Source organism: Streptomyces sp. NBC_01210, from assembly GCF_036010325.1.
Taxonomy (GTDB): Bacteria; Actinomycetota; Actinomycetes; order Streptomycetales; family Streptomycetaceae; genus Streptomyces.
In genome coordinates this window covers 2757665-2779130 of record NZ_CP108549.1, presented here as the reverse complement: position 1 = coordinate 2779130, position 21466 = coordinate 2757665, and the positions used below count along the sequence as shown (strand labels likewise).

The window sequence follows — 21466 nt, the reverse complement described above, 5'->3', positions numbered from 1 at the left end:
CGACAGTCCGCGGTCTGCGCCGACACCACACCGTAGGGCGGCCTGCCGCACGACGTGACCCCAAGACGCTCAGTGAGGCGGTGGAGCCGACCGCCGTAGAGGCGCCGCCTCGCCGTGGGAAGCCCTGCACGGTGGCCTGTCGGACCAGCCCTTCACCATGCCCGGCCAGGGCCGATGACGCGCTCAACCCCTTCAGTTTTCATACTGGTTGGGTGGGGCCGGGACCGGTCTGGCCCGGCTGATGTCGATGAACGGGATGATGCCGTCGTTGACGGGGTCCCTGGTCTGTTTGCCGGTGTAGGTGCCGATGACTTCGAGCCAGGTGTCGGGTTGCAGGGCGGGGGGAATCCGTCCGGACAGGCCGATCTTGACGGGTTGGGCGTCGGCAGCGCAGCAGTTGAGGCTCATGCGGACGAGGTAGGGTGCGCCGCTGCCGTCGAGGGTGATGAAGCCGGTGATTTTGATCTGCCGGTCGCCGAGTGAGTGTCCGTGGTCGTAGACCGCGCGGCCGGCGTAATCGACGACGCTGAGCTGGAGCGGGTCGCCGGCGGGGAGGGTGGGGAAGCCCCAGGGTTGTTGCAGGGCCGTGCCGGCGCGGAGGGCGCTGTAGGAGCCCAGTGCGGGTGGCGCCACCAGGATGAGAGCGAGCACGGGCAGGACGAGGAGCCAGGATATGCGTGGTTCGCGGTGGGCGTGGCCGCGACGGTCGTGGTGCTCACGCCCGGGCTGGTTCTCCTCGGTCGCGCGCGGCCGTCGCAGTTCGTACCAGACGGTGGCGACGGCGGCGACGATCAGGACGATGCCGGCCACGAGCAGCAACGGGCGCAACCCGGCCTTGACGTAGCGCAGGTAGAGGCCCGTGACGCCGGCGTGCAGCACCGCCGCGCCGACGAGGAACAGCACGGCCGCTTGCGCCTGCCGGTTCACAGCAGGACCGCCCCGACCAGGACCGACATGAGGACGGCCAGGGTGAAGGTGGCGGGGGCGAACCGCAGCGCGAACCCGCGGCCGAACGTGGCGGCCTGCATGGCGAACAGCTTCAGGTCGATCATCGGTCCGACGACGAGGAATGCCAGGCGGGCGGTGAGCGAGAACTGGGTCAGGGACGTGGCCACGAACGCGTCGGCCTCGGAGCAGATCGACAACACCACCGCGAGGATCGCCAGGGTGAGGATCGACACCACAGGGTCGTTGGCCGCGGTGTGCAGCCAGCTTGCCGGTACGACGGCCTTGAGGGTGGCCGCGGCCATCGCGCCGACGACGAGGAAGCCGCCGGCGTGCATTACGTCGTGCCGTACGGATCCCCAGAACGCCGCCCCCTTGCCGAGGCCGTCGAACGACGGGTGGGCCGGTGGGCGCAGCCAGTCGCTGCGGCCCAGCCGCTGCCACAACCAGCCCATCCCGCACGCCACGAGCAGACTCGCCACGAACCGGGCGAGGACCATCTGGGGGTCGCGGGGAAACGCGACGGCGGTGGCGGTCAGCACGATCGGGTTGATCGCCGGGGCGGACAGCAGGAACGCCAACGCCGCCGCGGGCGTGACGCCGCGGCGCACCAGCGCCCCGGCCACCGGCACGGAGGCGCACTCGCAGCCGGGAAGGACCGCCCCGGCCAGCCCGGCGACCGGCACCGCGAGGGCGGGCTGTTTCGGCAGCGCGCGGGCAAAGAACGACGGTGGGACGAACACCGCGATGATCGCCGACAGCAGCACGCCGAGGACGAGGAAGGGCAGGGCCTGGACGACCACCGCGACGAACACGGTCATCCAGCTCTGCATCACCGGCGCGGACAACGCCCGGCGGATCGGCCCCTGCAGCACAACCACCAGGAGCAGCAACATGGTCAGGACGAGGGGTGAGTTGAACTGCCAACCCTGCGGATCATCCGCGTCGCGATGGTCAGCCCTGGGCGGGGCTGTTCTGGGGGCGGTCACGGGTGAGGTACCTCCGGTATGGAAAGGCTTCGCGGGTTGGTTCCCCTCCACCTTCAGTACGCCGGTTCGGGCACAGCTTCTCATTCCTGAATCAACGCGAGTTGATCGAGGCTTGCCTTGGTATGCGGGGGAAAACCCCACCGCGACGTTCGTGCAGGCAGGATCGATCCGGCCGGCAACGACTGTGATCGTGGGAGCATGGAGATCACGCAGCAGTCACTTCGCCGTTCCGCCGCTTCGTTCGTTGCGACGACCTTGGGCAGGCCCGGCCGGTCGTGGGTCTGGCGGGGGATCACCTTGCTGCCGGTGTCGGCCGCCCGGTTCATGCGCGCAGTATCGAGGGGACGCCTCGCCGACGCGCCGACGGCGCTCCTCGGGACGGGGCTGGGGCTCGTCGCCTGGTTCATCATCCTGATCAGCACACAGGCGGCCGCAAATGGCGCTCTCTACCCGCTGTTGGACGCGCACGACTACCAGAACTCCTGGGGCGGCCCCACCCTGGCGGGTGCCTGGGCGGCACACGCGGCGCTGGCCGTGCCGATTCTCGTCGCTGCCGTATGGCTACTGCGTGGCCTGGTCGTACTCGGTTCCGACGAGCAGGAACCGTCCACCGGATCGAGGTCCCAGTGGTGGAGCAGGCCGCTCGCCCTGCTGTTGGCCGCAGCGGGGGCGGTGCTGTTCGTGGGATGGATCAACCAGCTGTGAACCGGACGGCGTTCGGCACTCTGCGCCCTGCCGGACGGCAAAACCGTGGCCCGTCAGGGCGGCCCGCGCCGACTGGCCGACGAACTCGACCGAACTCGACCTAACTCACCAACGCGGTGGTACCTGCGGCCTTTTGTGCAGCCGCTGCGGTTCGGGCGGGGGCGGTGTATTGGCCCGCAGCGGAAGCGCCAGCAACGCCCCGGCCACGAAACCGACCACATGGGCGAGATAGGCAACGGTGCCGACCTCCGCGACGCCGTAGCCGGCCGAGTAGAACGCCTGCAGGACGAACCACAGTCCCAGCACCGCCCAGGCGGGGAGCCGCAGAGGGAAGAAGAACAGGAAGGGCACCAGGCCCCACACCCGAACCCGCGGGTAGAGCACCAGGTAGGCGCCCAGCACGCCGGCGATTGCCCCGGACGCCCCGATCAGCGGTTCGGCGGAATCGGGGTTGGCCAGCGCGAAGCCGTACCCGGCCACGTACCCGCAGAACAGGTAGAACAGCAGGTACCGCACCCGCCCCAACCGGTCTTCGATGTTGTCGCCGAAGATCCACAAGAAGAGCATGTTGCCCAGCAGGTGCAGCCAGCTGCCGTGCAGGAACATCGAGGTCAGTACGGACAGCGGAGGCGCCTTGTCGTAGCGGGGCGGTCCGAGCAGGCAACCCGGCCCCTGGGGGCCCACCGCGGGAGTCCCGGTCGGGACCAGGTCCGGCACCCGGTTGTGGATCAGCTCCCGCGGGACGGCGCCCCACTGCTCGAGGAAAGCCTGTAGATGGCACAGGTGCGCGAGGCCGCTGTCGCCCGCGATCGAGGACACGGTCACGGGCATGCGCAGGAACACGATCACGTTGGCCACGATCAGCGCGTAGGTGACCCAGGGGGTGCGCCGCACCGGATTCGAGTCATGAACGGGAATGACCACATCAGGAACCTGCCCCGATCGGCACGGCGAATCCGGCGCGGCCCTGCCATGTCAGCCGCCCGGCCGTATCGGCGGCGGCTCCTCGCGCTGCCCGGCTGATGCCAAGCGCCGCTGCAGCGGTGGGGTTCACGCGTCGCTGAAGCCGGTCGAAGGCCAGTCGCCTTCGTGCAGGAATGACCAGCTCACTCGCGTGCTGACGTCCTGCCGCCGCCAATAGGATCTAATGGAGTGGCGCACGCGGAGCAGAGACATACCGATCATCACCGGTCGACAGTTCCGCCTTGGATCCGCGCGGCTCTCAAACTCTGGATGGTTGTGCATGACTGCTGCCTCTCCCCACCTCGATCCTGCCCGGCCCGGACAGAACACGGCAGGCTCGCCAGCTGCGCCGCAGCACCACGATCTGTTTCTTCAGCCGCAGTACACCGTCGAGCTGCCGCCACTGGAAGAGGAGGAAGACGCCTCCTACGCGGTTTCACCCGTTCCCGCGCACCGGCGGCGCGGAGCAACCCGCGGACGTTGACCGCTGCCCGTAGCGCGCGGTGAGTCGCTCTGCTGCGAACTACGGGCTATGCGGAGGACTGCGGCGGACGCGGGCGAGGACAAGCACCGTGTCGTCGTCCGGCGGGTCGGGCAGCAGGCTCGAGAGCATGCGGTCCGCTGTCTCCTCCAACTGGCCCGACGCCCTGCTCAGTTCGGCACGTACCGCGGCCAGGCCCTCTTCGATGTCCTGGCCACGTGCTTCGATGAGGCCGTCGGTGTACAGGGCGAGAATGGCGTCCTCCGGCAGGGTGATCTCGATTGTCGTGAAGGGGTGACCGCCCACCCCGAGGGGAACTCCCAGGACATTGCTGATGGTCTCGACCGTGCCGTCAGGGTGGCGTACGAGGGGCGGGGGGTGGCCGGCGCTGGCCATGCGGGCGCGCCCGGTCGTGGGGTCGTACAGGATGTAGAGGCAGGTCGCCAGCTCGATTCCGGCCTCCTGGGCACAGGTGTCGAGCTCGGCGAGCAGTTCGTGCGGCTCCTGGGTGTGCCTGGCAAGTGCCTTGGCCGTGATGCGCAGCCTCCCCATGGCCGCGGCGGCCGGCACCCCGTGGCCCATCACGTCACCGACGACCAGGGCGACCCGGTCGCCGGACAGGTTGATCACGTCGTACCAGTCGCCGCCGACCTCGGTGATGTGGCTGCCGGGCAGGTAGCGGTGGGCGACCTGCACGTAAGGGCTTGTCGCCAGGGCGCTGGGGAGCAGTGCGCGCTGGAGGGTGACCGCGATGTCATGCACTCGGCTGTAGAGACGCGCGTTGTCCAGGCAGAGCGCGGCGCGGGAGGCGAGCTCACCGGCCAGGCTGAGGTCCTCCTCGGTGAAGGCCGGCCTGGCCGCGGAGCGTCCGAACATGGTGAGGCCCTGGACCGTGCCCCGGGCGATCAGCGGGGCGATGAGGATGCAGGCCAGACCGCTCTCTCTCAGGAGCCGGGCGCGGGCCTGGTGGATGACGGTCCGGGTCACGAACTCGTCGTTCACCAGGACGGAGACGGGGCGCCCCGTGCGCAGCATCCGGTGGATGGCGGAACCCGGTGGGTATGTCACGCTCTCCAGCCCGCTCACGAGTTCGGTGGCGGGTGGCGGCAGGATGGTGCCGGAGGCGATCCGGCGGGTGACCAGCGGCAGTTCCGGGTCGAACACCTCGGGCTCGTCCATCCACTCCACGACTTCCACGACGGAGGCGTCCGAGAATTCGGGAACCGCGGCGTCGACCAGCTCCCGGGCGGTGACGTTCACGTCCAGGGTGGTGCCGATCCGGGCCGCGGCCCGGTCCAGCAGAGCCAGCCGCTGACGACCGGCGGTTGCCTCCATGATGGCCTGCTCCCGGTCGGTCACGTCCACCAGCAGGCCGCCCACTCCGGACCGGCTTCCGACCGCGCCGCTGAGGGGGAAGAAACTCACCGACCGCACCTGATCACGATCCGGGTGACCTGGCGTGCGTACACCCACCAGCGCGCCCACGACGGGCCGTCCCTCCGCGGCGACCGCGCGCAGTATCCGCTGGTACTCACCCCCGTCGGAGGTGATCATGATCTCTTCCATCCGCCGTCCGAGGTGCTCCTCGATGGGAAGTCCGTCCATGTCGGCGAGCGCCTGGTTGAGGTGGACGTACCGCGACTCCTCGTCGAGCATGACCAGGCCAATGGGGCAGGTCTCGAAGAGGGCGTCGAGGAAGGCCAGGTTGGTCTTCACCCGATCGAGTTCGTCACTGCGGCTCGCCAAGGCCATGACCACCGAACGGCCCCCTGCGCCAGTGACGGGGAAGACCCGGAAACCGCAGTCGAAGACCGCGCCGTCCAGGTGCCGTGCCTGCAGCCGGCCGCGCCAGTACCCCAGGGTGCGGCCTCGCTCCGCCAGCCGGATCGAAGGGGCAGGGGCGCCTCGGGGCGGATCCGGGAAGAGCACGCCGGCGGGTTTGCGCAGCACCGCAGCGGGGTCGTGCCCGAAGAGGTCCCGCGCGCCAGGTCCCCAGTAGCAGATCCGGTCGTCATCATCGATGCCGAAGACAGCAACGGCCACGTGTTGCAGTAGCGTCCCGGGCTCGGACCAGAGCGGACCGGGAGCCTTCTCGTCCCCCGACCGATCTGACGGCACGACTGTCGCCTTCCACCCGCGGCACAACGCATCGCCTCGCCCCACCCACCGGGCGCCGAAAGAGGCTTAGGCGTCTTTGTCATCCATTGTGCAGATATCTGAGTGACTCTGTACGGTCAGGGGCTCTGTCGCTCGATCCGGTTGCCGACCATGCCGGAACCGTCACTCAGAGTGATGCATGGGTCGCCGCGGCCTCCACCGATGGCGACTCCCACGAGTCGGCCCGGCATCCGGCGACGGTGCTCACGGCCGCTCCGCGCGGCGTGGTGCCGGTACGCCCCGGTCGTTCTGAAGGACCCACAGTTCCTGGAAGAGCCCGGGGGATCCGACCAGTTCCCCGAAGGTGCCCTGCTGGATGACGCGGCCGTGGTCGAGTACGACGATCTGGTCCGCGACGGCGACATTGGCGAGGCGGTGGGTGACGAGCACGACGGCGCGGTCCCGGGCGATGTCCCGGAGGCCGGTGAAGATGCGGTGCTCGGCGCGGGCGTCGAGTGCGCTGGTGGGTTCGTCCATGACGAGCAGCCCGGCCGGGCGATGGAAGGCGCGCGCGATGGCGATGCGCTGCCACTGGCCGCCGGACAGCTCCACCCCGCCGAACCACTCCCGTGCGAGCAGCGTGTCCAGACCGCTGCGCAGACCGTCCACCACCTCGGCGGCCCCGGAGCGGGCAGCGGCGCGGAGAACCGCCTCGTCGCCGTCGTGGAGCTGGCCCAGCGTGATGTTGTCCCTGGCGGACATGGGCCAGTGCGCGAAGTCCTGCGGGACGATCGCGGTCTGCGTCCACAGAGCGTGCGGATCGAAGTCGGCGACGTCCGTCCCGTCCCAGGTCACGGTGCCGTCGGTCGGAAGGTACAGGCCGGTCAGGAGCTTGCTGAGAGTGGTCTTGCCGGAGCCGTTCTCGCCCACCAGAGCCAGGACTTCGCCCCGGCGGACCTCGAGACTGACCTTCTCCAGCGCCGGGCGGTCCGCGCCCGGGTAGCGGTAGGTGAGAGCCTCGGCCTTGACGGTCTGCGGGGGCGGCGGGGAGAGAGTGCCACGATTCAGACGGTGGCCGCCTGCCTCCTCGATGAACTCGGCCCAGTCGTCGAGATAGAGCCCGGTCCGGAAGAGGCGGGTGCCGTAGCCGACGACGCCGTGGAGCGAGGAGCCGACCGTACGCAGGGCGAAGACCGCCGTGCCCGCCGAGGCGACCGACATCCGCCCCGACGCCAGGAGAAGAGCGAGGGCCACCCACACCAGCCCGGCCGCCAGCCCTCCGGCCGTCGCGCCGACGATCGCGTAGCGCGCGCCCTGGTGCACGGCCTTGTCGGTCGCGGAGTCGACCCGGTTGCCGATGGCCCGGTAGCGGTTCAGGAGGAACTCCGCCATGGTGCACGAGCGAAGCTGGTCGGCGGTGTCCTTGTCGACCACGAACCAGCGCAGCAGGTTCAGGGTCCGGCGCTCCGCGGCCATGGCGCGTGAGGTCTCGTAGTGGACGCGGGCGCCCTTCACGCTCGCGATTCCCTGCGGGACCGCCGCGAGCATCAGCAGTGGCAGCAGGACCGGATGCAGGACCGTGACCACTCCGGCCGCCGCGACGAGCGAGGCGACACAGGCCATGACGTCCTGGGACTCGGTCAGGAGATCCTGGGCGACCTCGGCGCCACGGTCGGCCGCCTCACGCTTGTCGTTGAAGCCGGGATGGTCGTACGCCGCCAGCTCCGCGTTGACCGCCGCGCTCAGCATCTGCAGCTCGGCCTCCCGGGAAATCCTGGGGGACAGGCGGCTGGAGATGTTGTTGACGGCGATACCCAGCAGGGCCCGCAGGCCGGCTGCTCCGGCCAGTACGCCGATCGAAGGGAGGGCGTCCAGAAGATTGTCGCCCATATTGCCGCCGGCGATCAGAGCCGTGATCGTGCTCGTCGTCGCGAGCAGCCCGAACGCCTCCATGAACCCTGAAAGGGCCTGGCAGACCAGGAGGGTGACGACCGCGCGCCGGTCGACGCGCCAGGCGAGGGCCAGTGCCTTGCGTACGAGCTGGGGCAGCCGCTTGGCCATCGCCTTCGTGGTGACCGGCTGCTGCTCGAAGGCAGCCAGCGTGGCGGAGCGGTACCGCAGCTCCTCACTGGGGTTCTCGGCGGCTTCGGTGGTCTCAGGGGTTTCGGCGGTCAACTCGGTCCCTTCTTCGGCCACGCCACTGTCCTGACGGGTTGAACTCCGGCAACCACCTTTGCCGCTGCCGGTCCACGGCGATATCGAAAGCGCCGAAAACCAGTGAAAAGTGTCAGGGCCGACACGCGGCGGCGGATGGGGGCGGATCAGTCCGGTGACCGCTCCAGCGAACGCACCGCGATACCGCGAAGATGCGCGCCGAAGACCTCCGGCGCCTCCGGCGTGAGCGTACGCAACGCCACCATCGCCGTGATGATCACGTCGCAGAGCTCCGACTCCACGTCCTGCCAGCTGTGCGTCGTCCCCTTGCGCGGGTTCTGGCCCGTCGCGCCGATGATCGCCTGGGCGACCTCGCCGACCTCCTCCGAGATCTTCAACATCCGTAGCAGCGTCTCCTGTTGCGGCGGCAGATCGCTCTCCGCGTCGAGCCAGTCGTGCAGCCGGCCGACCGTGTCCCAGATGGGGTCCAGGGTGTGATTCATGCGCGCAGCCTGCCATGTACGGGGTGCTCGCGGGGCGCAGTCGACGGGGCGCAGCCGACGGGGGACGGCTCGCGCAGGTGGCCGACGCCAAAGGGTGAGGCGGGGGCCGGAGGTGTAGGGATGGAGGTGGCTCCGCCCAGTCCTCGTAGCGAAGGAGACACCGTGACCATTTCCGTGGACAAGCTCAACGAACCCGCCGTCCGCGCCTTCGTCGGCGCCCTCAACGCCGGTGACCGCGAACGCTTCCAGGCCGCCCTCGCGCCGGGCGCGACCATGTCCGACGACGGCAGCGACCGCGACCTCGACGACTGGACCGAGCGTGAGATCTTCTCCTCGCGCGGGCATATGGAGGTCGATTCGCAGTCCGCCGACGGGCTGTCCCTGGTCGCCCGCTACCGCAACGACACCTGGGGCGAGATGCGGACCTCCTGGAAGTTCAAGGTGGAGGGCGGGAAGGTCGGCCGCTTCGAGACCGGGCAGGCATGACCGGCCGGCCTCGGTGACAGGACCTCCGCGACGGGCTCAGCGGCGGACTTCGGTGGCGAATCTCGGTGGCGGACCTCGGTAGCAGACCTCGGTGGCGAACCTCAGCCGGCGTCGGGAATGCGGGCCCCTGAGCCGCTCACCCGCACCCGCGGATCGCCTTCGCCGAGCGTCACCGTGAGCACTCCGGGACGGCCCATGTCCACGCCCTGGTGCAGGGTGAGTTCCGACTCGCCCGGTACGAGGCCGAGTTCGCGCGCGTACGCACCGAACGCCGCCGCCGCCGCGCCCGTCGCCGGATCCTCGACCACACCGCCCACCGGGAACGGGTCCCGGACATGGAACACCGAGGCGGACTCGCGCCACGCCAACTGGACCGTCGTCAGGTCGAGGCGGCGCATCAGCGCTTCGAGGCGTGCGAAGTCGTACTGAAGATCCGCGAGCCGGGCGCGGGTCGCGGCCGCCAGGACCAGATGGCGCGCGCCCGCAAAGGCGATGCGCGGCGGCAGCGCCGGATCCAGGTCCTCGGCGGCCCAGTCGAGAGCGGCGAGTGCTTCGCGCACATCATCGGCGGCCGCCTCCTCGACGTGCGGCTCGACGCTGGTGAGCGTGGCGCGCAGCACGCCGTCCACGGACTCGACCGTCACCGGCACGGGGCCGACGCGGGTGACGAAGACGAAGTCGCCGGGGCCGGTGCGCTCCGCCAGCGCGACGGCCGTCGCGACCGTGGCGTGACCACAGAACGGGACCTCGGCCTTCGGGCTGAAGTACCGGACGGTGAAGGCCTGCCCGGAGACGCCGAAGCCCTCGGGCGGTGCCGTCAGGAACGCGGACTCGCTGTAGCCGACCTCGGCCGCGACGGCGAGCATCGCCGCGTCGTCGAGCCCGGACGCGTCCAGGACGACCCCCGCGGGGTTGCCCCCTTCGGGGTCGGTCGAGAAGGCGGTGTAGCGCAGCACGTCGGCAGTCGTGATCATGGCCGAAACCCTACGGGATGGTCGCGCCTTACAGAAAGGGAGTTCAGCCCCGGCCGATGTACGGCATGGCCGTCGCCATCACCGTCGCGAACTGCACATTCGCCGCCAGGGGCAGCTCCGCCATATGGAGCACCGTCCGCGCCACATCCGCCGCGTCCATCACCGGCTCCACCATCACGTCCCCGTTGGCCTGCAGGATCCCCGCCTGCATCCGCTCCGTCATCTCGGTCGCCGCGTTGCCGATGTCGATCTGGCCGCACGCGATCGAGTACGCCCTCCCGTCGAGCGACAGCGACTTCGTCAGGCCCGTCATCGCGTGCTTCGTCGAGGTGTACGGCGCCGAGTTCGGGCGCGGCACATGTGCCGAGATCGAGCCGTTGTTGATGATCCGGCCGCCCTGCGGCGACTGCTCCTTCATCGCCCGGAACGCCGCCTGGGCGCACAGGAACGCGCCCGTCAGGTTCACGTCCACCACCGTGCGCCAGGCCTCGTACGTCAGGTCCTCGAAGCTGACGCGGGGGCCGGACGTGCCTGCGTTGTTGAACAGCAGGTCAAGTCGGCCGTGGTGTTCCCGTACCGCGGCGAACAGCGTGGTGACATCGGCCGGTGACGTCACATCAGTGGGGAAGCACCGCACATCCCCGCCCGCCAGAGACGCCGTTTCCGCCAAGGCCTCGGCCCGCCGACCCGCCAGGACCACCGACCAGCCCGCACCCGCCAGCGTCAGCGCCACGCTCCGGCCGATGCCCGAACCCGCTCCCGTCACCACCGCAATCCTCGATACAGCGTTCATGGACGCGCAGCGTAGTCGCCCATCTGTACGTGGAACTCATCCGACCGACATACGGATGTTGTGTACTCGACAACGCAGAGTCGTCGGCCCCTACTCCAATGCGGAAGGACAACAGCCGTCAGGGGAGGGGCACATGAGAACCACATCGCACGCACCCGAGCTCCGGGCCGCCGCCCAGCACATCGGCCGCCGCAGGTTCCTCACCGTCACCGGCGCCGCAGCCGCGCTCGCCTTCGCCGTCAATCTGCCCGGTACCGCCCACGCCGCCGAACTCGACGCCAAGAAGATCACCGAGGATCCCTTCACCCTCGGCGTCGGCTCCGGAGACCCGAAGCCCGGTTCCGTACTGCTGTGGACGCGCCTCGCGACGCGCCCTTACGAGCCCGACAGCGGACTGCCGCGCGCCAAGGTGTCGCTGCGCTGGGAGCTCGCCCACGACTCCCGCTTCACCCGTATCGCGCGACGCGGATCCGTCACCGCCCACCCGGAGTTCCACCACAGCGTCCACGTCGACGTCCTCGGCCTCGACAACGCCCGGCCCTACTACTACCGCTTCCGCGCCGGGAACTGGATCAGTCCGACCGGACGGACCAGGACCGCGCCCGCCCGGTCCGCGCGGATCAGTGAGCTGAAGCTCGCCGCCGTCTCCTGCCAGGCGTACCACGACGGCTACTTCACCGCGTACAGGCACCTCGCCGAGGAGGAGCTCGACGCCGTCTTCCACCTCGGCGACTACCTCTACGAATACGCCGTGGACGCGGTCGGCGGCGCCCGGAAGTACCCGGACCGCCGCGTCCCCGCCCACTACAACCGTGAGACCGTCACGCTCGAGGACTACCGGCTGCGCTACGGCCTCTACAAGTCCGACCCCGATCTGAAGGCCGCGCACGCCGCGCACCCCTTCATCGTCACCTGGGACGACCACGAGACCGAGAACAACTACGCGGACGAGACCCCGGAGAACGACGTCCCGCCGGAGGAGTTCCTGCTGCGCAGGGCCGCCGCCTACCGCGCGTACTGGGAGAACCAGCCGCTGCGCAAGCCGCAGCAGCCCGCAGGACCCGATATGCAGCTCTACCGACGGCTGTACTTCGGGCAGCTCGCGCAGTTCGACATCCTCGACACCCGTCAGTACCGCTCCGACCAGGCGTACGGCGACGGCTGGCAGATCCCGGGACCGGAGTCCGAGGACCCGGCGCGCACCCTCACCGGCGCCGAGCAGGAGCGCTGGCTGCTCGACGGGTGGAAGGCCTCAGACGCTCGCTGGAACGTCGTGCCGCAGCAGGTCACCTTCGCGCAGCGGCGCGATGTCCCCACCGGCACCTTCAAGTTGAGCATGGACTCCTGGGACGGCTATCCGGCCTCCCGCGACCGAGTCCTGGCCGGTGCGCAGGCGGCCGGTATCGAGAACCTGATGGTTCTCACCGGCGATGTGCACGTCGGATACGGCCTCGACCTGAAGAAGGACTTCAACGACCCCGCGTCCCGCACCGTCGGCACCGAGATCGTCGCCACCTCCATCAGCAGCGGAAAGGACGGTGCCGAGAAGCCCGCCAACTGGGACAAACTCACCCAGGCCAACCCGCACATGAAGTTCTACAACGGCCGCCGCGGCTATGTGACCGTCACCCTCGGCGAGCAGCAGGCGCGCGCCGACTTCCGGACCGTCAGCGCCGTCACCACACCGGGCGCGCCCGTCACCACGGCGGCGTCCTTTGTGACCGAGGCCGGCGACCCCGGCCTCAAGCCGGTGTAGCTCGCGCCGTCGGTTCAGCTCGCGCCGTCGGTCCGGCTCCCGCCGCCGGCCTCGCCCGGGAAGCGGACGCCGACGCGGTCCCGTACCGCGTCGGCGTCCGCATCACGGCACGGCCGCCGGCGCACCCCACCGCGATCTCGCTCGTCCCGGACCCGCCCTCGAGAAAAAGGGTCTCGACCACTCCCGACGAGCTGAGAGCATGGATGCGGACACCAGGAACAGGAGCTGTTGATGCCGGAGAGCGGCCAGAGCACACCAGGACACATACCCTCCGCCGACCCGGCACCCGCGCAGGCGGCACCCGCGCAGGCGGCACCCGCGCAGGCAGCACCCGCACAGGTGGCACCCGTACCCGTAGCTGCTCCCGTCGCCGCGGCCCGCCGCGTCGGCCTTCTGGTCACCCTCGTCCTCGGCGGCCTCACGGCGCTGCCGCCGCTCTCCATGGACATGTACCTCCCGGCACTGCCCGCCGTCACCGAATCGCTGCGCGCGCCCGCCGCGACCGTCCAGCTCACGCTCACCGCCTGTCTCGCGGGCATGGCGCTCGGCCAGCTCGTGGTCGGCCCGATGAGCGACAGGTGGGGGCGCCGCCGCCCGCTGCTCATCGGGATGATCGTGTACGTCGTGGCCACCGCGATCTGCGCACTGGCGCCGACCGTCGAGCTGCTGACCGGTTTCCGGCTGCTGCAGGGACTGGCGGGCGCGGCCGGCATCGTCATCGCGCGGGCCGTGGTGCGCGATCTCTACGACGGCGTGGAGATGGCCCGGTTCTTCTCCACCCTGATGCTGATCTCCGGCGTCGCGCCGATCATCGCGCCGCTGATCGGCGGCCAGGTGCTGCGGATCACCGACTGGCGCGGCGTCTTCGTCGTCCTCACCGCCATCGGCATTCTGCTCACCCTCCTCGCGGTGAAGTGGCTGCACGAGACCCTCCCGCAGGAGAAGCGCCACAGCGGCGGCGTCGGCCAGGCCCTGCGCACCATGCGCGGGCTGCTCGCCGACCGGGTCTTCACCGGATACATGCTCACCGGCGGCCTCGCCTTCGCCGCGCTCTTCGCGTACATCTCCGCCTCGCCGTTCGTGGTGCAGGAGATCTACGGCGCATCCCCGCAGACCTTCAGCCTGCTCTTCGGCGTCAACTCCGTCGGTCTGATCATCGTCGGCCAGATCAACGGCAAGGTGCTGGTGGGCCGGATCAGCCTGGACAAGGCGCTCGGCTTCGGCCTGGCCGTGATCACACTGGCCGCGACCGCGCTGCTGCTGATGACATCGGGAGTCTTCGGCAAGGTGGGCCTGTTCCCGGTCGCGTCCGGTCTCTTTGTGCTGATGTCGGCGATGGGTCTGGCGATGCCCAACACCAACGCCCTGGCCCTGATGCGTACCCCGCATGCCGCGGGCTCCGCGTCCGCGCTGATCGGCACGGCGTCCTTCCTCATCGGCGCCGTCGCGTCCCCGCTCGTCGGGATCGCGGGCGAGGCGACGGCGGTTCCGATGGCCGTGGTCCAACTGGCTTCCGCACTGGCCGCGCTGGGCTGCTTCCTGGTCCTGTGCCGGCCGTGGCAGCGGCGCGCCGAGGCCGTCTGACCGAGGCCGTCCGACCGGGGCAGTCCGACCGGGGCAGTCCGACCGGGGCAGTCCGACCGGGGCAGTCCGACGCGGGCGAGACCTGGCAGCCGGGCCCGGCCCGCGCAGCCCGGGGTCAGCCCTCGCGGCGCGGGTACCCGATCAGATGCAGCCGGTCCTTCGTGTCCGTCCAGCTGAAGACTCCGACTCCCGCGGTCTCCGCACCAGGCAGCCGGACATTGGGCGACAGCGCCTGGGGCACCGCGGTGGCCAGGTCCAGCTCGATCGGCGCACCGCCGCCGGCCAGCGCGTCCGCCGGGCTGCGCGCGCTCGTCGCGCCGTACGCCGTGCCCGAGTCGGTCACGGTGGTCAGCGTCAGCGGCTTGGAACCGTCCGACTCCTCGAAGCAGTACGCCTTGCGCTGCTCCAGGTCGAACGCGAGATTCCCGGCGACGAGATAGCCGCCCTCCGGCGAGAGCATCGCCTGCGGATACTCGCCCGGCTCGATCGCCGGCTTGTGACACCGCACCTGGACCAGCGGCTTCCCGGTCGTCACCTCGTGCACCGCCCAGATGTCGTACGTGCCCGCGTCCTTGCTGCCCTTCGTCGGCTGCCACTTGGCCAGTACGTACCCGGGGGCCACCGAGGTCGGCACTCCGGAGGCGGGATCGGTGCGGGCCGGAGCCACGTTCCGGCTGGACCAGCCGCCGCGGACCCAGAAACCGGGGTCCCCGCTCAGCAGCAGCCCTTTCGCGGTCACCCCGCGTACCGCGGTCAGCCGACGGCAGCCGGTACAGCCCTTGGGGTAGCCGAGCGCGTTCTGCGGGACTCGGGTCACCTCGCCGGAGACCGGGTCGACGACCGCGCTCCTGGTGCCGCCGTCGGAGATGAGAATGCCGGGGCCGGTGCCCGAGACGGTCGGCGCGGTGGGCCACGGGACCTCGACCCGCTGCCGGCCGCCGTCCGCGACGTCGTACACATCGAGCGCGACAAAGGTGCCGGCCGTGTTCAGCGCGTCCTCGCCCGCCGTACCGAAGGACCAGGTCACGAAGTACTCGCGGCCGTCCTTGGCGACAGAGAGCAGCCCGGGGAACTGGTCGGCGGAGGCCGGCGGATGCCAGGGCTGACCGGTCCACCCGGGCCTGCCGGTCGCGGAGTCGAGCGTGCGCAGCCGGAACCGGGACTCATCGACTCGCTCCAGATAGCCGATACGGCCGCTGTCCTGCGCGATGGCGTACTCCGGAGAGACGTTGGAGATCTCCCAGCCCTGCCGGGTGTCGTACGCGGACGGGACGCTGAGCCGGGTCAGGGGGCCGGCGCTGTGCCGCACCGGCTTGCCGGTCTTGTTGTCGGCGGCCTTGCCTGCGCCCTCACCATCACCCCCACCGCACATGCTCAGCAGGAGCAGCAGCGCCAGGACGATCAGCCCGGCCACCAGGGTCACGCGAACGACCCTCTGTCTCATGGTCCCCCCGTGAGCGGTGCGGCACGTAGCGTGTGCGGCGACGGCCGTCAGCGTAGCAACTGCCGTTGCGCTGCCAGCAGTTCGATACTGTCGCCGTTCCGTCCCCGTTCCGTACCGCCGGGGACGACAGCGGGAAGGGCCGCCGACACGGCCGACATGCCTAGAATCTGTCGGTGAACGCCACCCTCCCCACCGCGGAAGCCCTGCGCAGCGCCCTCGCCGGGCTGCTGGACGGGCTGCCGCCCACGCAGGCGGCGCAGGCCGTCGAGCGGCTGATCGTCAACTACCGGGGGACCACCCCGACCGACGCTCCCGTGCTCCGTGACCGTTCCGATGTCGCCGCATACGCCGCGTACCGGATGCCCGCGACCTTCGAGGCCGTACGGTCCGCGCTCGCAGCCCTGCGCGCCGCGGCACCCGAGTGGTCCCCGTCGACGCACACCGATATCGGCGGCGGGACGGGAGCGGCGAGCTGGGCCGTCGCCGAGGCCTGGGAGGAGGACGGCCCGCGCACCACCGTGCTCGACTGGGCCGAGCCCGCGCTCGAGCTGGGCCGCGAACTGGCCGTCGCATCCGGAGTGCCCGCCCTGCGTGCCGCCGAGTGGCAGCGCTCGCGGATCAGCGCGACGCTCCGTATCGAGAGCACTGATCTCGTCACGGTCTCCTACGTGCTCAAGGAGCTCACCGCCAAGGACCGGGCTGCTGTCGTCACCGAGGCCGCCCGCGCGGCCCAGGCCGTCGTGATCGTCGAGCCGGGCACGCCGGACGGCTACGCCCGGATCATCGAGGCCCGCGACCGCCTGATCGAGGCCGGCCTCAGGGTCGCCGCGCCCTGCCCGCACAGCGCCGCCTGCCCGATCACCGCGCTCAATGAGGCGGGTGGCTCGGACTGGTGCCATTTCGCCGCGCGGGTGAGTCGCTCCTCGCTGCACCGCCAGGTGAAGGGCGGCTCACTGCCGTACGAGGACGAGAAGTTCAGCTATGTCGCGGCGGTGCGCTTCCCGGCCGCGCCGGCGCCCGCACGAGTCACCCGCAAGCCCCAGATCCGCAAGGGTCTGGTCCTGCTCGAGCTGTGCACCGAGGCGGAGGAGCTGCGCCGTGAGACGGTCACCAAGCGCCATGGCGCGCTGTACCGCGCGGCGCGCGATGTGGCATGGGGCGACGAGTGGCCGCCGCCCCACAGCACCCACGACGCGTCAGACGCGTAGCTCCTGAGTGCAGCACTTCACGCTGCCGCCGCCCTTGAGCAGCGCACCGAGGTCCATGCCGATCGGCTCGAACCCCCGCTCCCGCAGCGGCTCGAAGAGCCGAAGCCCGCGCGCTGTGAACCGATCGGGTGGTGCATCGTCCAAGCAGACGATCTTCCGTCGATCGCCTCCAAGGCCCCCGTCCCCCTGCGGCCATTCAGCCCGGGGCGTACACGGGAAGGTACCGACCGCTACCCCGGTTGGGGACTGTGTCCACCCGAGGAGCAGGATGGTGGGACCATGGCAGAGTCCGCCAAGGGCGAGCGTGAGGTGTGAGGGGATAGATGGGCGACGGTATCGGCCGCTACCGCGGCACGGAGAACAGGCTCTCCCGGGAGAGCAGGCTGCCCCAGTGGCTGCGCCGGCGCCCGAAGAACACCGACGCCGAGGACTCCCGCCGCGAGACCCTGCTGCTGGCCGCCGCTGCCGCGGGACTGCCACTCGCACCCGCCGCGTATCCCCTCGCCTACCGATGTTCCTGCGAGCGAATCGGCTGCCCCACCCCGGGCAGGCACCCGGTCTCCTTCGCCTGGCAGACGCAGTCCACGACCGACCCCGGCCAGATCGGGCGCTGGGCCCTCGGCCAGCCGCAGGCCAACTTCATCACCGCGACCGGCATGGTCCACGACGTCCTCGACGTCCCGATGGAAGCCGGCCGCAGCGCCCTCGCGCGGCTGCTCGAGCTGAACATCGAGGTCGGCCCGGTGGCGGAGTCCGGCGAAGACCGGATGCTGTTCTTCACCGCCACTCGCGGCACTCCCGAGGACGAGGACGAGTGGTGGCCCTGCGAACTGGACTGCCACCCCGAGACGATGGACGAGCACCCCGGGCTGCGCTGGCACTGCCGCGGCAGCTACGTCCTCGTACCGCCGGCGCGGCTCCCCGGCGATCTTGAGGTGCGCTGGCTGCGTGGGCTGGAGCATCCGCTGCCGGATCCGCTGACGCTGCTGGAGACGCTGACGGATGCGTGCGCGAAGTGGGCGGGCGGGGTCGAGGGCGTGGACCGCCACGAGGTGGCGTGGCCGCAGAGCCGCTAGACCTTCCTTCCCGAATCGGGCACCGCCCCGGACCCGGCGCCTCAAACACCGGCCAGGCTTGAGTTTCCGCCGGACGGGCAGAACATTTGAGCCCGTTCGGCGCTTGAGGACTCGCCCGAAGGTCGTACGCGGAGCCTCCCCGGCTACGGTCAACTCACGTGCCGCTACGAGCCCTTGGCCGCCGTCAGTCCCGTCAACCGGCCCAGCACATCGACCTTCCCGGCGTTCGCGCCGCCGCCCGGCGGCACCACCACCGCCTGGCTGGAGACCCGCTCCTTGGTGACCGTGGACTTCACGTCACCCGTCAGCAGCGCCTTGACATCCGGGTGGACCTTCAGCCGCAGCCCCTTCGCGGCCGTCTGCCGCTCGTAGTTGCGCACCGAGAAGAAGACCAGCGCGCCGCCGTCCTCGGTGGTGAGCCCGAGCGGCGCGAAGTCGTCGCTGTCCAGAGACTGGTCGATGTACTGCGTGGACATCCCCGGCAGATTCGCGTCCTTCTTGCGGGAATCGCGCCAGCCCGAGGTGTGCGGCCCGTCCTTGAAGTGCTCCGGCTTGCCGTTCTGCATGTACGAGGCGTACTCCTCGCTCAGATTGCGGGGAGCGACGGCCAGCGCCGCGCTGTCCGGGGCGACGGGCTCGGCCCAGCCGTCCTTGTCGGTCTTGAACGCCGGAATCCTGCTGGGGGAGAGGATCGTCAGATACGCCGCCTGCCACACCTGGTCCGCGTCGCTGCGTACGAAGACCAGCACCCAGCGGTTGTCCTGATTGCCGTTGTCCCGGTCGCGGTTGGAGTCGACATCGGCGACGAACCAGCGCGGCCAGCCGGCCTTTTTCGGGATGGTGTACTTCGCGTCCGTCAGCTCCAGCGGTACGTGCTGCGGATTGCCGTCCGGGTAGTTGACGCTGCGCGCCTTCAGCCCGGCCTGGTTGATCGCACCGAGCGCACCGGTGACCCGGCCCGCGTCGAGGGCCGGGTCGTAGGCTTTGTCGGCCGCGTTGTACGCCTCGGCGAAATCCTTGAGCGCCCGTGTGGCCTCAGATTTTGTCGCCGACGGAACGACTTCCCGTTCGCCGTGCACCGTCACGCACCCGCTCGCCGTCAGGGACAGCACCGTCATCGCCGCGAGCCTCGCCGCCGCCCGATCCAGCCTTCTCATCGGTTGCCTTCTGCTCTTTGACCCCCACTGACCGTCCGAACCCTACCGGGGCGAGGAACAGCCCGAGCGTCGGGATCAAATACAGCGCCCACACCGTGACCTGGATGACAGTCGGGTCGGGCTGGAAGTTGAAGACACCCTTCAGCAGCGTGCCGTACCAGCTGTCCGGCGGGATCGTCGCGCTGATGTCGAAGGCCTTGTTCGCCAGACCGCCGAGGAAGCGCGCCTCCTGCAGGTCATGAACGCCGTACGCAAGGACGCCCGCCGCCACGATCACCAGCATGAGGCCGGTCCACTTGAAGAACTTCGCCAGGTTGATCCGCAGCGCGCCCCGGTAGAACAGCCAGCCCAGCACCATCGCGGTGGCGATACCGAGCAGCACACCGATCAGCGGCCCGGACGAGCCGTCGCTGCTGGCCCGTACCGAGGCCCACACGAACAGCGCCGTCTCCAGACCCTCGCGACCCACCGCCAGGAACGCGGTGGCGACCAGCGCGCCCGTGCCCATCTGCAGCGCGGCGTCCAGCTTGCCGTGCAGCTCGGACTTCAGATGCCGCGCGGTGCGCCGCATCCAGAAGACCATCCAGGTCACCAGACCGACCGCGAGGATCGACAGCGAGCCCCCGAGCAGCTCCTGCGCCTCGAACGTCAGCTCCTGCGAGCCGAATTCGAGTGCGAAACCGAAGCCGAGGGAGAGCGCGACCGCGACCCCGATGCCGATCCAGACCGGACGCAGCGCCTCGCGTCGCCCGGTCTTGACCAGATACGCGATCAGGATGCAGACGACCAGGCTGGCCTCGAGGCCCTCGCGCAGGCCGATCAGATAGTTACCGAACACGTCGGGTCCCTTCGGTCAGGAGAACAGCGCCCGGCCCCACCAGTCGTCCTTGTCCCGGACGCCCGGCGGGACGGCGAACAGCGCCGAACCCACGTGCTGGATGTACTCGTTGAGGTCGTCGCTGGCCGCCAGCGAGCGCTGAACCGGAATGAAGCCCTTGTGCACGTCGCGCTGGTACGCGAGGAAGAACAGCCCCGCGTCCAGCCGGCCCAGACCGTCCGTGCCGTCGGTGAAGGAGTAGCCGCGGCGCAGGATCCTCGCACCGCCGTTGGTGTCCGGGTGCGCGAGCCGTACATGCGCGGTCGGCAGCATCGCCTTCAGGAACGGCTCGTCGCGCTCCTTGGCCTTGCCGACCGGCGCGCCCTCGCCCTTGTCGCGGCCGAAGATGTCCTCCTGCTCGCTGAGCGGAGTGCGGTCCCAGGTCTCGATGTTCATCCGGATCCGGCGCGCGACGAGATACGAGCCGCCGGTCAGCCAGCCCGAGCCCTCCTTCTCGGCGACCCAGACATGCTGGTCGAGTGCGGCCGCGTCCGTACCGGCGATGTTCCGGGTGCCGTCCTTGAAGCCCATCATGTTGCGCGGGGTCTGCGCGTCGGGCGTCGTCGACGAGGTCTTGCCGAAGCCCAGCTGCGACCAGCGGACCGCGACCTTGCCGAAGCCGATGCGGGCGAGGTTGCGGATCGCGTGCACCGCGACCTGCGGGTCGTCCGCACAGGCCTGCACACACAGATCGCCGTCGCTGCGCGCCGGGTCGAGGTTGTCGCCGGGGAACGTCGGCAGCTCCACCAGGGCCGCCGGGCGCTTGCCCTCAAGGCCGAAGCGGCCCTTGGCGAACAGGGAGGGGCCGAAGCCGATGGTGAGCGTGAGCCGGGACGGCTTGAGGCCGAGCGCCTCGCCGGTGTCGTCCGGCGGCGACTCGGCGAGACCGCCGAACGCGCCTTCGCCGACTGCCTGCCCGGCCGTCATCCGCTCCGCGGCCCGCGTCCAGTCCTTGAGCAGCTGGACCAGCTCGGCGCGGTCCTTCGTCTTCACGTCGAAGGCCGCGAAGTGCAGCCGGTCCTGCACCGCGCTGGCGATGCCAGCCTGGTGCGCACCGTGGAAGGGCACGGCCGCGCCGGCCGAGGCGGCGGGCTCGGTCGTGTCCCCGCCGCTCAGGGCAACGGCGCCGCTGGCCGCGGCGGCGCCGAGCGCGAGGCCCGCACCGCCCCAGCCGAGCACCGAACGACGGGACGGGGCCTGGGACTGGCCGCCGGTCTCCGTGGTCTCCGTGGTCTCCGTGGTCTCGTCGGTCTCGTTGTTCTTCTCAGACATGC

Annotated in this window: 19 protein-coding genes and 1 pseudogene; 6 read left to right on the top strand and 14 right to left on the bottom strand. The window is 70.3% G+C overall.

Annotation, left to right across the window (positions count from 1 at the left end):
- Positions 1-192: 192 nt before the first annotated feature.
- From OG735_RS12565 to OG735_RS12555, 3 genes are all read right to left on the bottom strand, one after another.
- A complete protein-coding gene (locus tag OG735_RS12565; RefSeq protein WP_327323251.1) occupies positions 193-927 on the bottom strand; it encodes a TIGR03943 family putative permease subunit in 735 nt (244 codons plus the stop codon).
- Entirely contained in the window at positions 924-1934 is a 1011-nt protein-coding gene (locus tag OG735_RS12560) for a permease (RefSeq protein ID WP_327323250.1), read from the bottom strand. Before OG735_RS12560 ends, OG735_RS12565 begins: the two co-directional genes overlap by 4 nt.
- Positions 1935-2014: 80 nt before the next feature.
- Entirely contained in the window at positions 2015-2260 is a 246-nt protein-coding gene (locus tag OG735_RS12555; protein WP_327323249.1) for a hypothetical protein, read from the bottom strand.
- Here OG735_RS12555 and OG735_RS12550 point away from each other — a divergent pair.
- On the top strand, positions 2259-2639 hold the full coding sequence (locus tag OG735_RS12550; RefSeq protein WP_327323248.1) for a hypothetical protein: 381 nt from the start codon (positions 2259-2261) through the stop codon (positions 2637-2639). The two genes, OG735_RS12555 and OG735_RS12550, sit on opposite strands and share 2 nt — an antisense overlap.
- 105 nt (positions 2640-2744) lie before the next feature.
- Here OG735_RS12550 and OG735_RS12545 read toward each other — a convergent pair whose 3' ends face one another.
- The 4 genes from OG735_RS12545 to OG735_RS12530 form a co-directional block, all read right to left on the bottom strand.
- Entirely contained in the window at positions 2745-3563 is an 819-nt protein-coding gene (locus OG735_RS12545; protein WP_327323247.1) for a rhomboid family intramembrane serine protease, read from the bottom strand.
- Positions 3564-4125: 562 nt separating this feature from the next.
- Positions 4126-6201: a SpoIIE family protein phosphatase gene (locus OG735_RS12540; RefSeq protein ID WP_442812413.1), complete on the bottom strand. Its 2076-nt coding sequence runs from the start codon at positions 6199-6201 to the stop codon at positions 4126-4128.
- Positions 6202-6444: 243 nt separating this feature from the next.
- The gene (locus OG735_RS12535) at positions 6445-8376 is read right to left on the bottom strand and encodes an ABC transporter ATP-binding protein (protein ID WP_327323245.1); all 1932 of its coding nucleotides are present in this window, start codon (positions 8374-8376) and stop codon (positions 6445-6447) included.
- A gap of 125 nt (positions 8377-8501) precedes the next feature.
- Complete coding sequence (locus tag OG735_RS12530; protein ID WP_327323244.1) at positions 8502-8837, bottom strand: MazG-like family protein; 336 nt, start codon at positions 8835-8837, stop codon at positions 8502-8504.
- 162 nt (positions 8838-8999) lie between these two features.
- Here OG735_RS12530 and OG735_RS12525 point away from each other — a divergent pair, with 162 nt between their 5' ends.
- Complete coding sequence (locus OG735_RS12525; RefSeq protein WP_327323243.1) at positions 9000-9323, top strand: nuclear transport factor 2 family protein; 324 nt, start codon at positions 9000-9002, stop codon at positions 9321-9323.
- 101 nt (positions 9324-9424) lie between these two features.
- Here the strand turns inward: OG735_RS12525 and OG735_RS12520 are convergent, their stop codons facing one another.
- A complete protein-coding gene (locus OG735_RS12520; RefSeq protein ID WP_327323242.1) occupies positions 9425-10297 on the bottom strand; it encodes a PhzF family phenazine biosynthesis protein in 873 nt (290 codons plus the stop codon).
- A gap of 43 nt (positions 10298-10340) precedes the next feature.
- Complete coding sequence (locus tag OG735_RS12515) at positions 10341-11090, bottom strand: SDR family oxidoreductase (RefSeq protein ID WP_327323241.1); 750 nt, start codon at positions 11088-11090, stop codon at positions 10341-10343.
- 133 nt (positions 11091-11223) lie between these two features.
- On the opposite strand from OG735_RS12515, the gene OG735_RS12510 reads away from it, so the two are divergent.
- On the top strand, positions 11224-12846 hold the full coding sequence (locus OG735_RS12510) for an alkaline phosphatase D family protein (RefSeq protein WP_327323240.1): 1623 nt from the start codon (positions 11224-11226) through the stop codon (positions 12844-12846).
- A 231-nt stretch (positions 12847-13077) separates the two neighbouring features.
- Positions 13078-14430, top strand: coding sequence for a multidrug effflux MFS transporter (locus OG735_RS12505; RefSeq protein WP_327323239.1), 1353 nt, complete (start codon positions 13078-13080; stop codon positions 14428-14430).
- 115 nt (positions 14431-14545) lie between these two features.
- Here the strand turns inward: OG735_RS12505 and OG735_RS12500 are convergent, their stop codons facing one another.
- Positions 14546-15874 (bottom strand): hypothetical protein, encoded by a 1329-nt coding sequence (locus OG735_RS12500; RefSeq protein ID WP_327323238.1) that lies wholly within the window; start codon positions 15872-15874, stop codon positions 14546-14548.
- A gap of 173 nt (positions 15875-16047) precedes the next feature.
- Here OG735_RS12500 and OG735_RS12495 point away from each other — a divergent pair, with 173 nt between their 5' ends.
- Positions 16048-17082 carry a small ribosomal subunit Rsm22 family protein gene (locus OG735_RS12495; RefSeq protein WP_327323237.1) on the top strand — a complete coding sequence of 345 codons (1035 nt, stop codon included), beginning with the start codon at positions 16048-16050 and terminating at the stop codon, positions 17080-17082.
- Here OG735_RS12495 and OG735_RS12490 read toward each other — a convergent pair.
- Positions 17071-17181, bottom strand: a pseudogene (locus OG735_RS12490) (amidinotransferase); the annotation flags it as partial. The gene OG735_RS12495 and the pseudogene OG735_RS12490 overlap by 12 nt on opposite strands.
- Positions 17182-17405: 224 nt before the next feature.
- Here OG735_RS12490 and OG735_RS12485 point away from each other — a divergent pair.
- Complete coding sequence (locus tag OG735_RS12485) at positions 17406-18158, top strand: bifunctional DNA primase/polymerase (protein ID WP_327323236.1); 753 nt, start codon at positions 17406-17408, stop codon at positions 18156-18158.
- Between the two features lie 164 nt (positions 18159-18322).
- Here the strand turns inward: OG735_RS12485 and OG735_RS12480 are convergent, their stop codons facing one another.
- Genes OG735_RS12480 through efeB form a run of 3 tightly spaced genes read right to left on the bottom strand, consistent with a single transcriptional unit; the run spans position 18323 to position 21464 of the window.
- Complete coding sequence (locus tag OG735_RS12480) at positions 18323-19276, bottom strand: hypothetical protein (RefSeq protein WP_327328290.1); 954 nt, start codon at positions 19274-19276, stop codon at positions 18323-18325.
- Positions 19194-20153, bottom strand: a complete 960-nt coding sequence (gene efeU, locus OG735_RS12475) for an iron uptake transporter permease EfeU (RefSeq protein WP_327323235.1) — start codon at positions 20151-20153, stop codon at positions 19194-19196. Before efeU ends, OG735_RS12480 begins: the two co-directional genes overlap by 83 nt.
- A gap of 15 nt (positions 20154-20168) precedes the next feature.
- A complete protein-coding gene (gene efeB / locus OG735_RS12470) occupies positions 20169-21464 on the bottom strand; it encodes an iron uptake transporter deferrochelatase/peroxidase subunit (RefSeq protein ID WP_327323234.1) in 1296 nt (431 codons plus the stop codon).
- Positions 21465-21466 lie beyond the last annotated feature (2 nt).

What these genes read in the sequence shown, in the direction of transcription:
- OG735_RS12550 (WP_327323248.1), top strand. Translation starts at nt 2,259, where the DNA reads ATGCGCGCAGTATCGAGGGGACGCCTCGCCGACGCGCCGACGGCGCTC.
- OG735_RS12555 (WP_327323249.1), bottom strand. Translation starts at nt 2,260, where the DNA reads ATGAACCGGGCGGCCGACACCGGCAGCAAGGTGATCCCCCGCCAGACC.
- OG735_RS12530 (WP_327323244.1), bottom strand. Translation starts at nt 8,837, where the DNA reads ATGAATCACACCCTGGACCCCATCTGGGACACGGTCGGCCGGCTGCAC.
- OG735_RS12520 (WP_327323242.1), bottom strand. Translation starts at nt 10,297, where the DNA reads ATGATCACGACTGCCGACGTGCTGCGCTACACCGCCTTCTCGACCGAC.
- OG735_RS12515 (WP_327323241.1), bottom strand. Translation starts at nt 11,090, where the DNA reads ATGAACGCTGTATCGAGGATTGCGGTGGTGACGGGAGCGGGTTCGGGC.
- OG735_RS12510 (WP_327323240.1), top strand. Translation starts at nt 11,224, where the DNA reads ATGAGAACCACATCGCACGCACCCGAGCTCCGGGCCGCCGCCCAGCAC.
- OG735_RS12505 (WP_327323239.1), top strand. Translation starts at nt 13,078, where the DNA reads ATGCCGGAGAGCGGCCAGAGCACACCAGGACACATACCCTCCGCCGAC.
- OG735_RS12500 (WP_327323238.1), bottom strand. Translation starts at nt 15,874, where the DNA reads ATGAGACAGAGGGTCGTTCGCGTGACCCTGGTGGCCGGGCTGATCGTC.
- OG735_RS12485 (WP_327323236.1), top strand. Translation starts at nt 17,406, where the DNA reads ATGGGCGACGGTATCGGCCGCTACCGCGGCACGGAGAACAGGCTCTCC.
- OG735_RS12480 (WP_327328290.1), bottom strand. Translation starts at nt 19,276, where the DNA reads ATGACGGTGCTGTCCCTGACGGCGAGCGGGTGCGTGACGGTGCACGGC.
- efeB (WP_327323234.1), bottom strand. Translation starts at nt 21,464, where the DNA reads ATGTCTGAGAAGAACAACGAGACCGACGAGACCACGGAGACCACGGAG.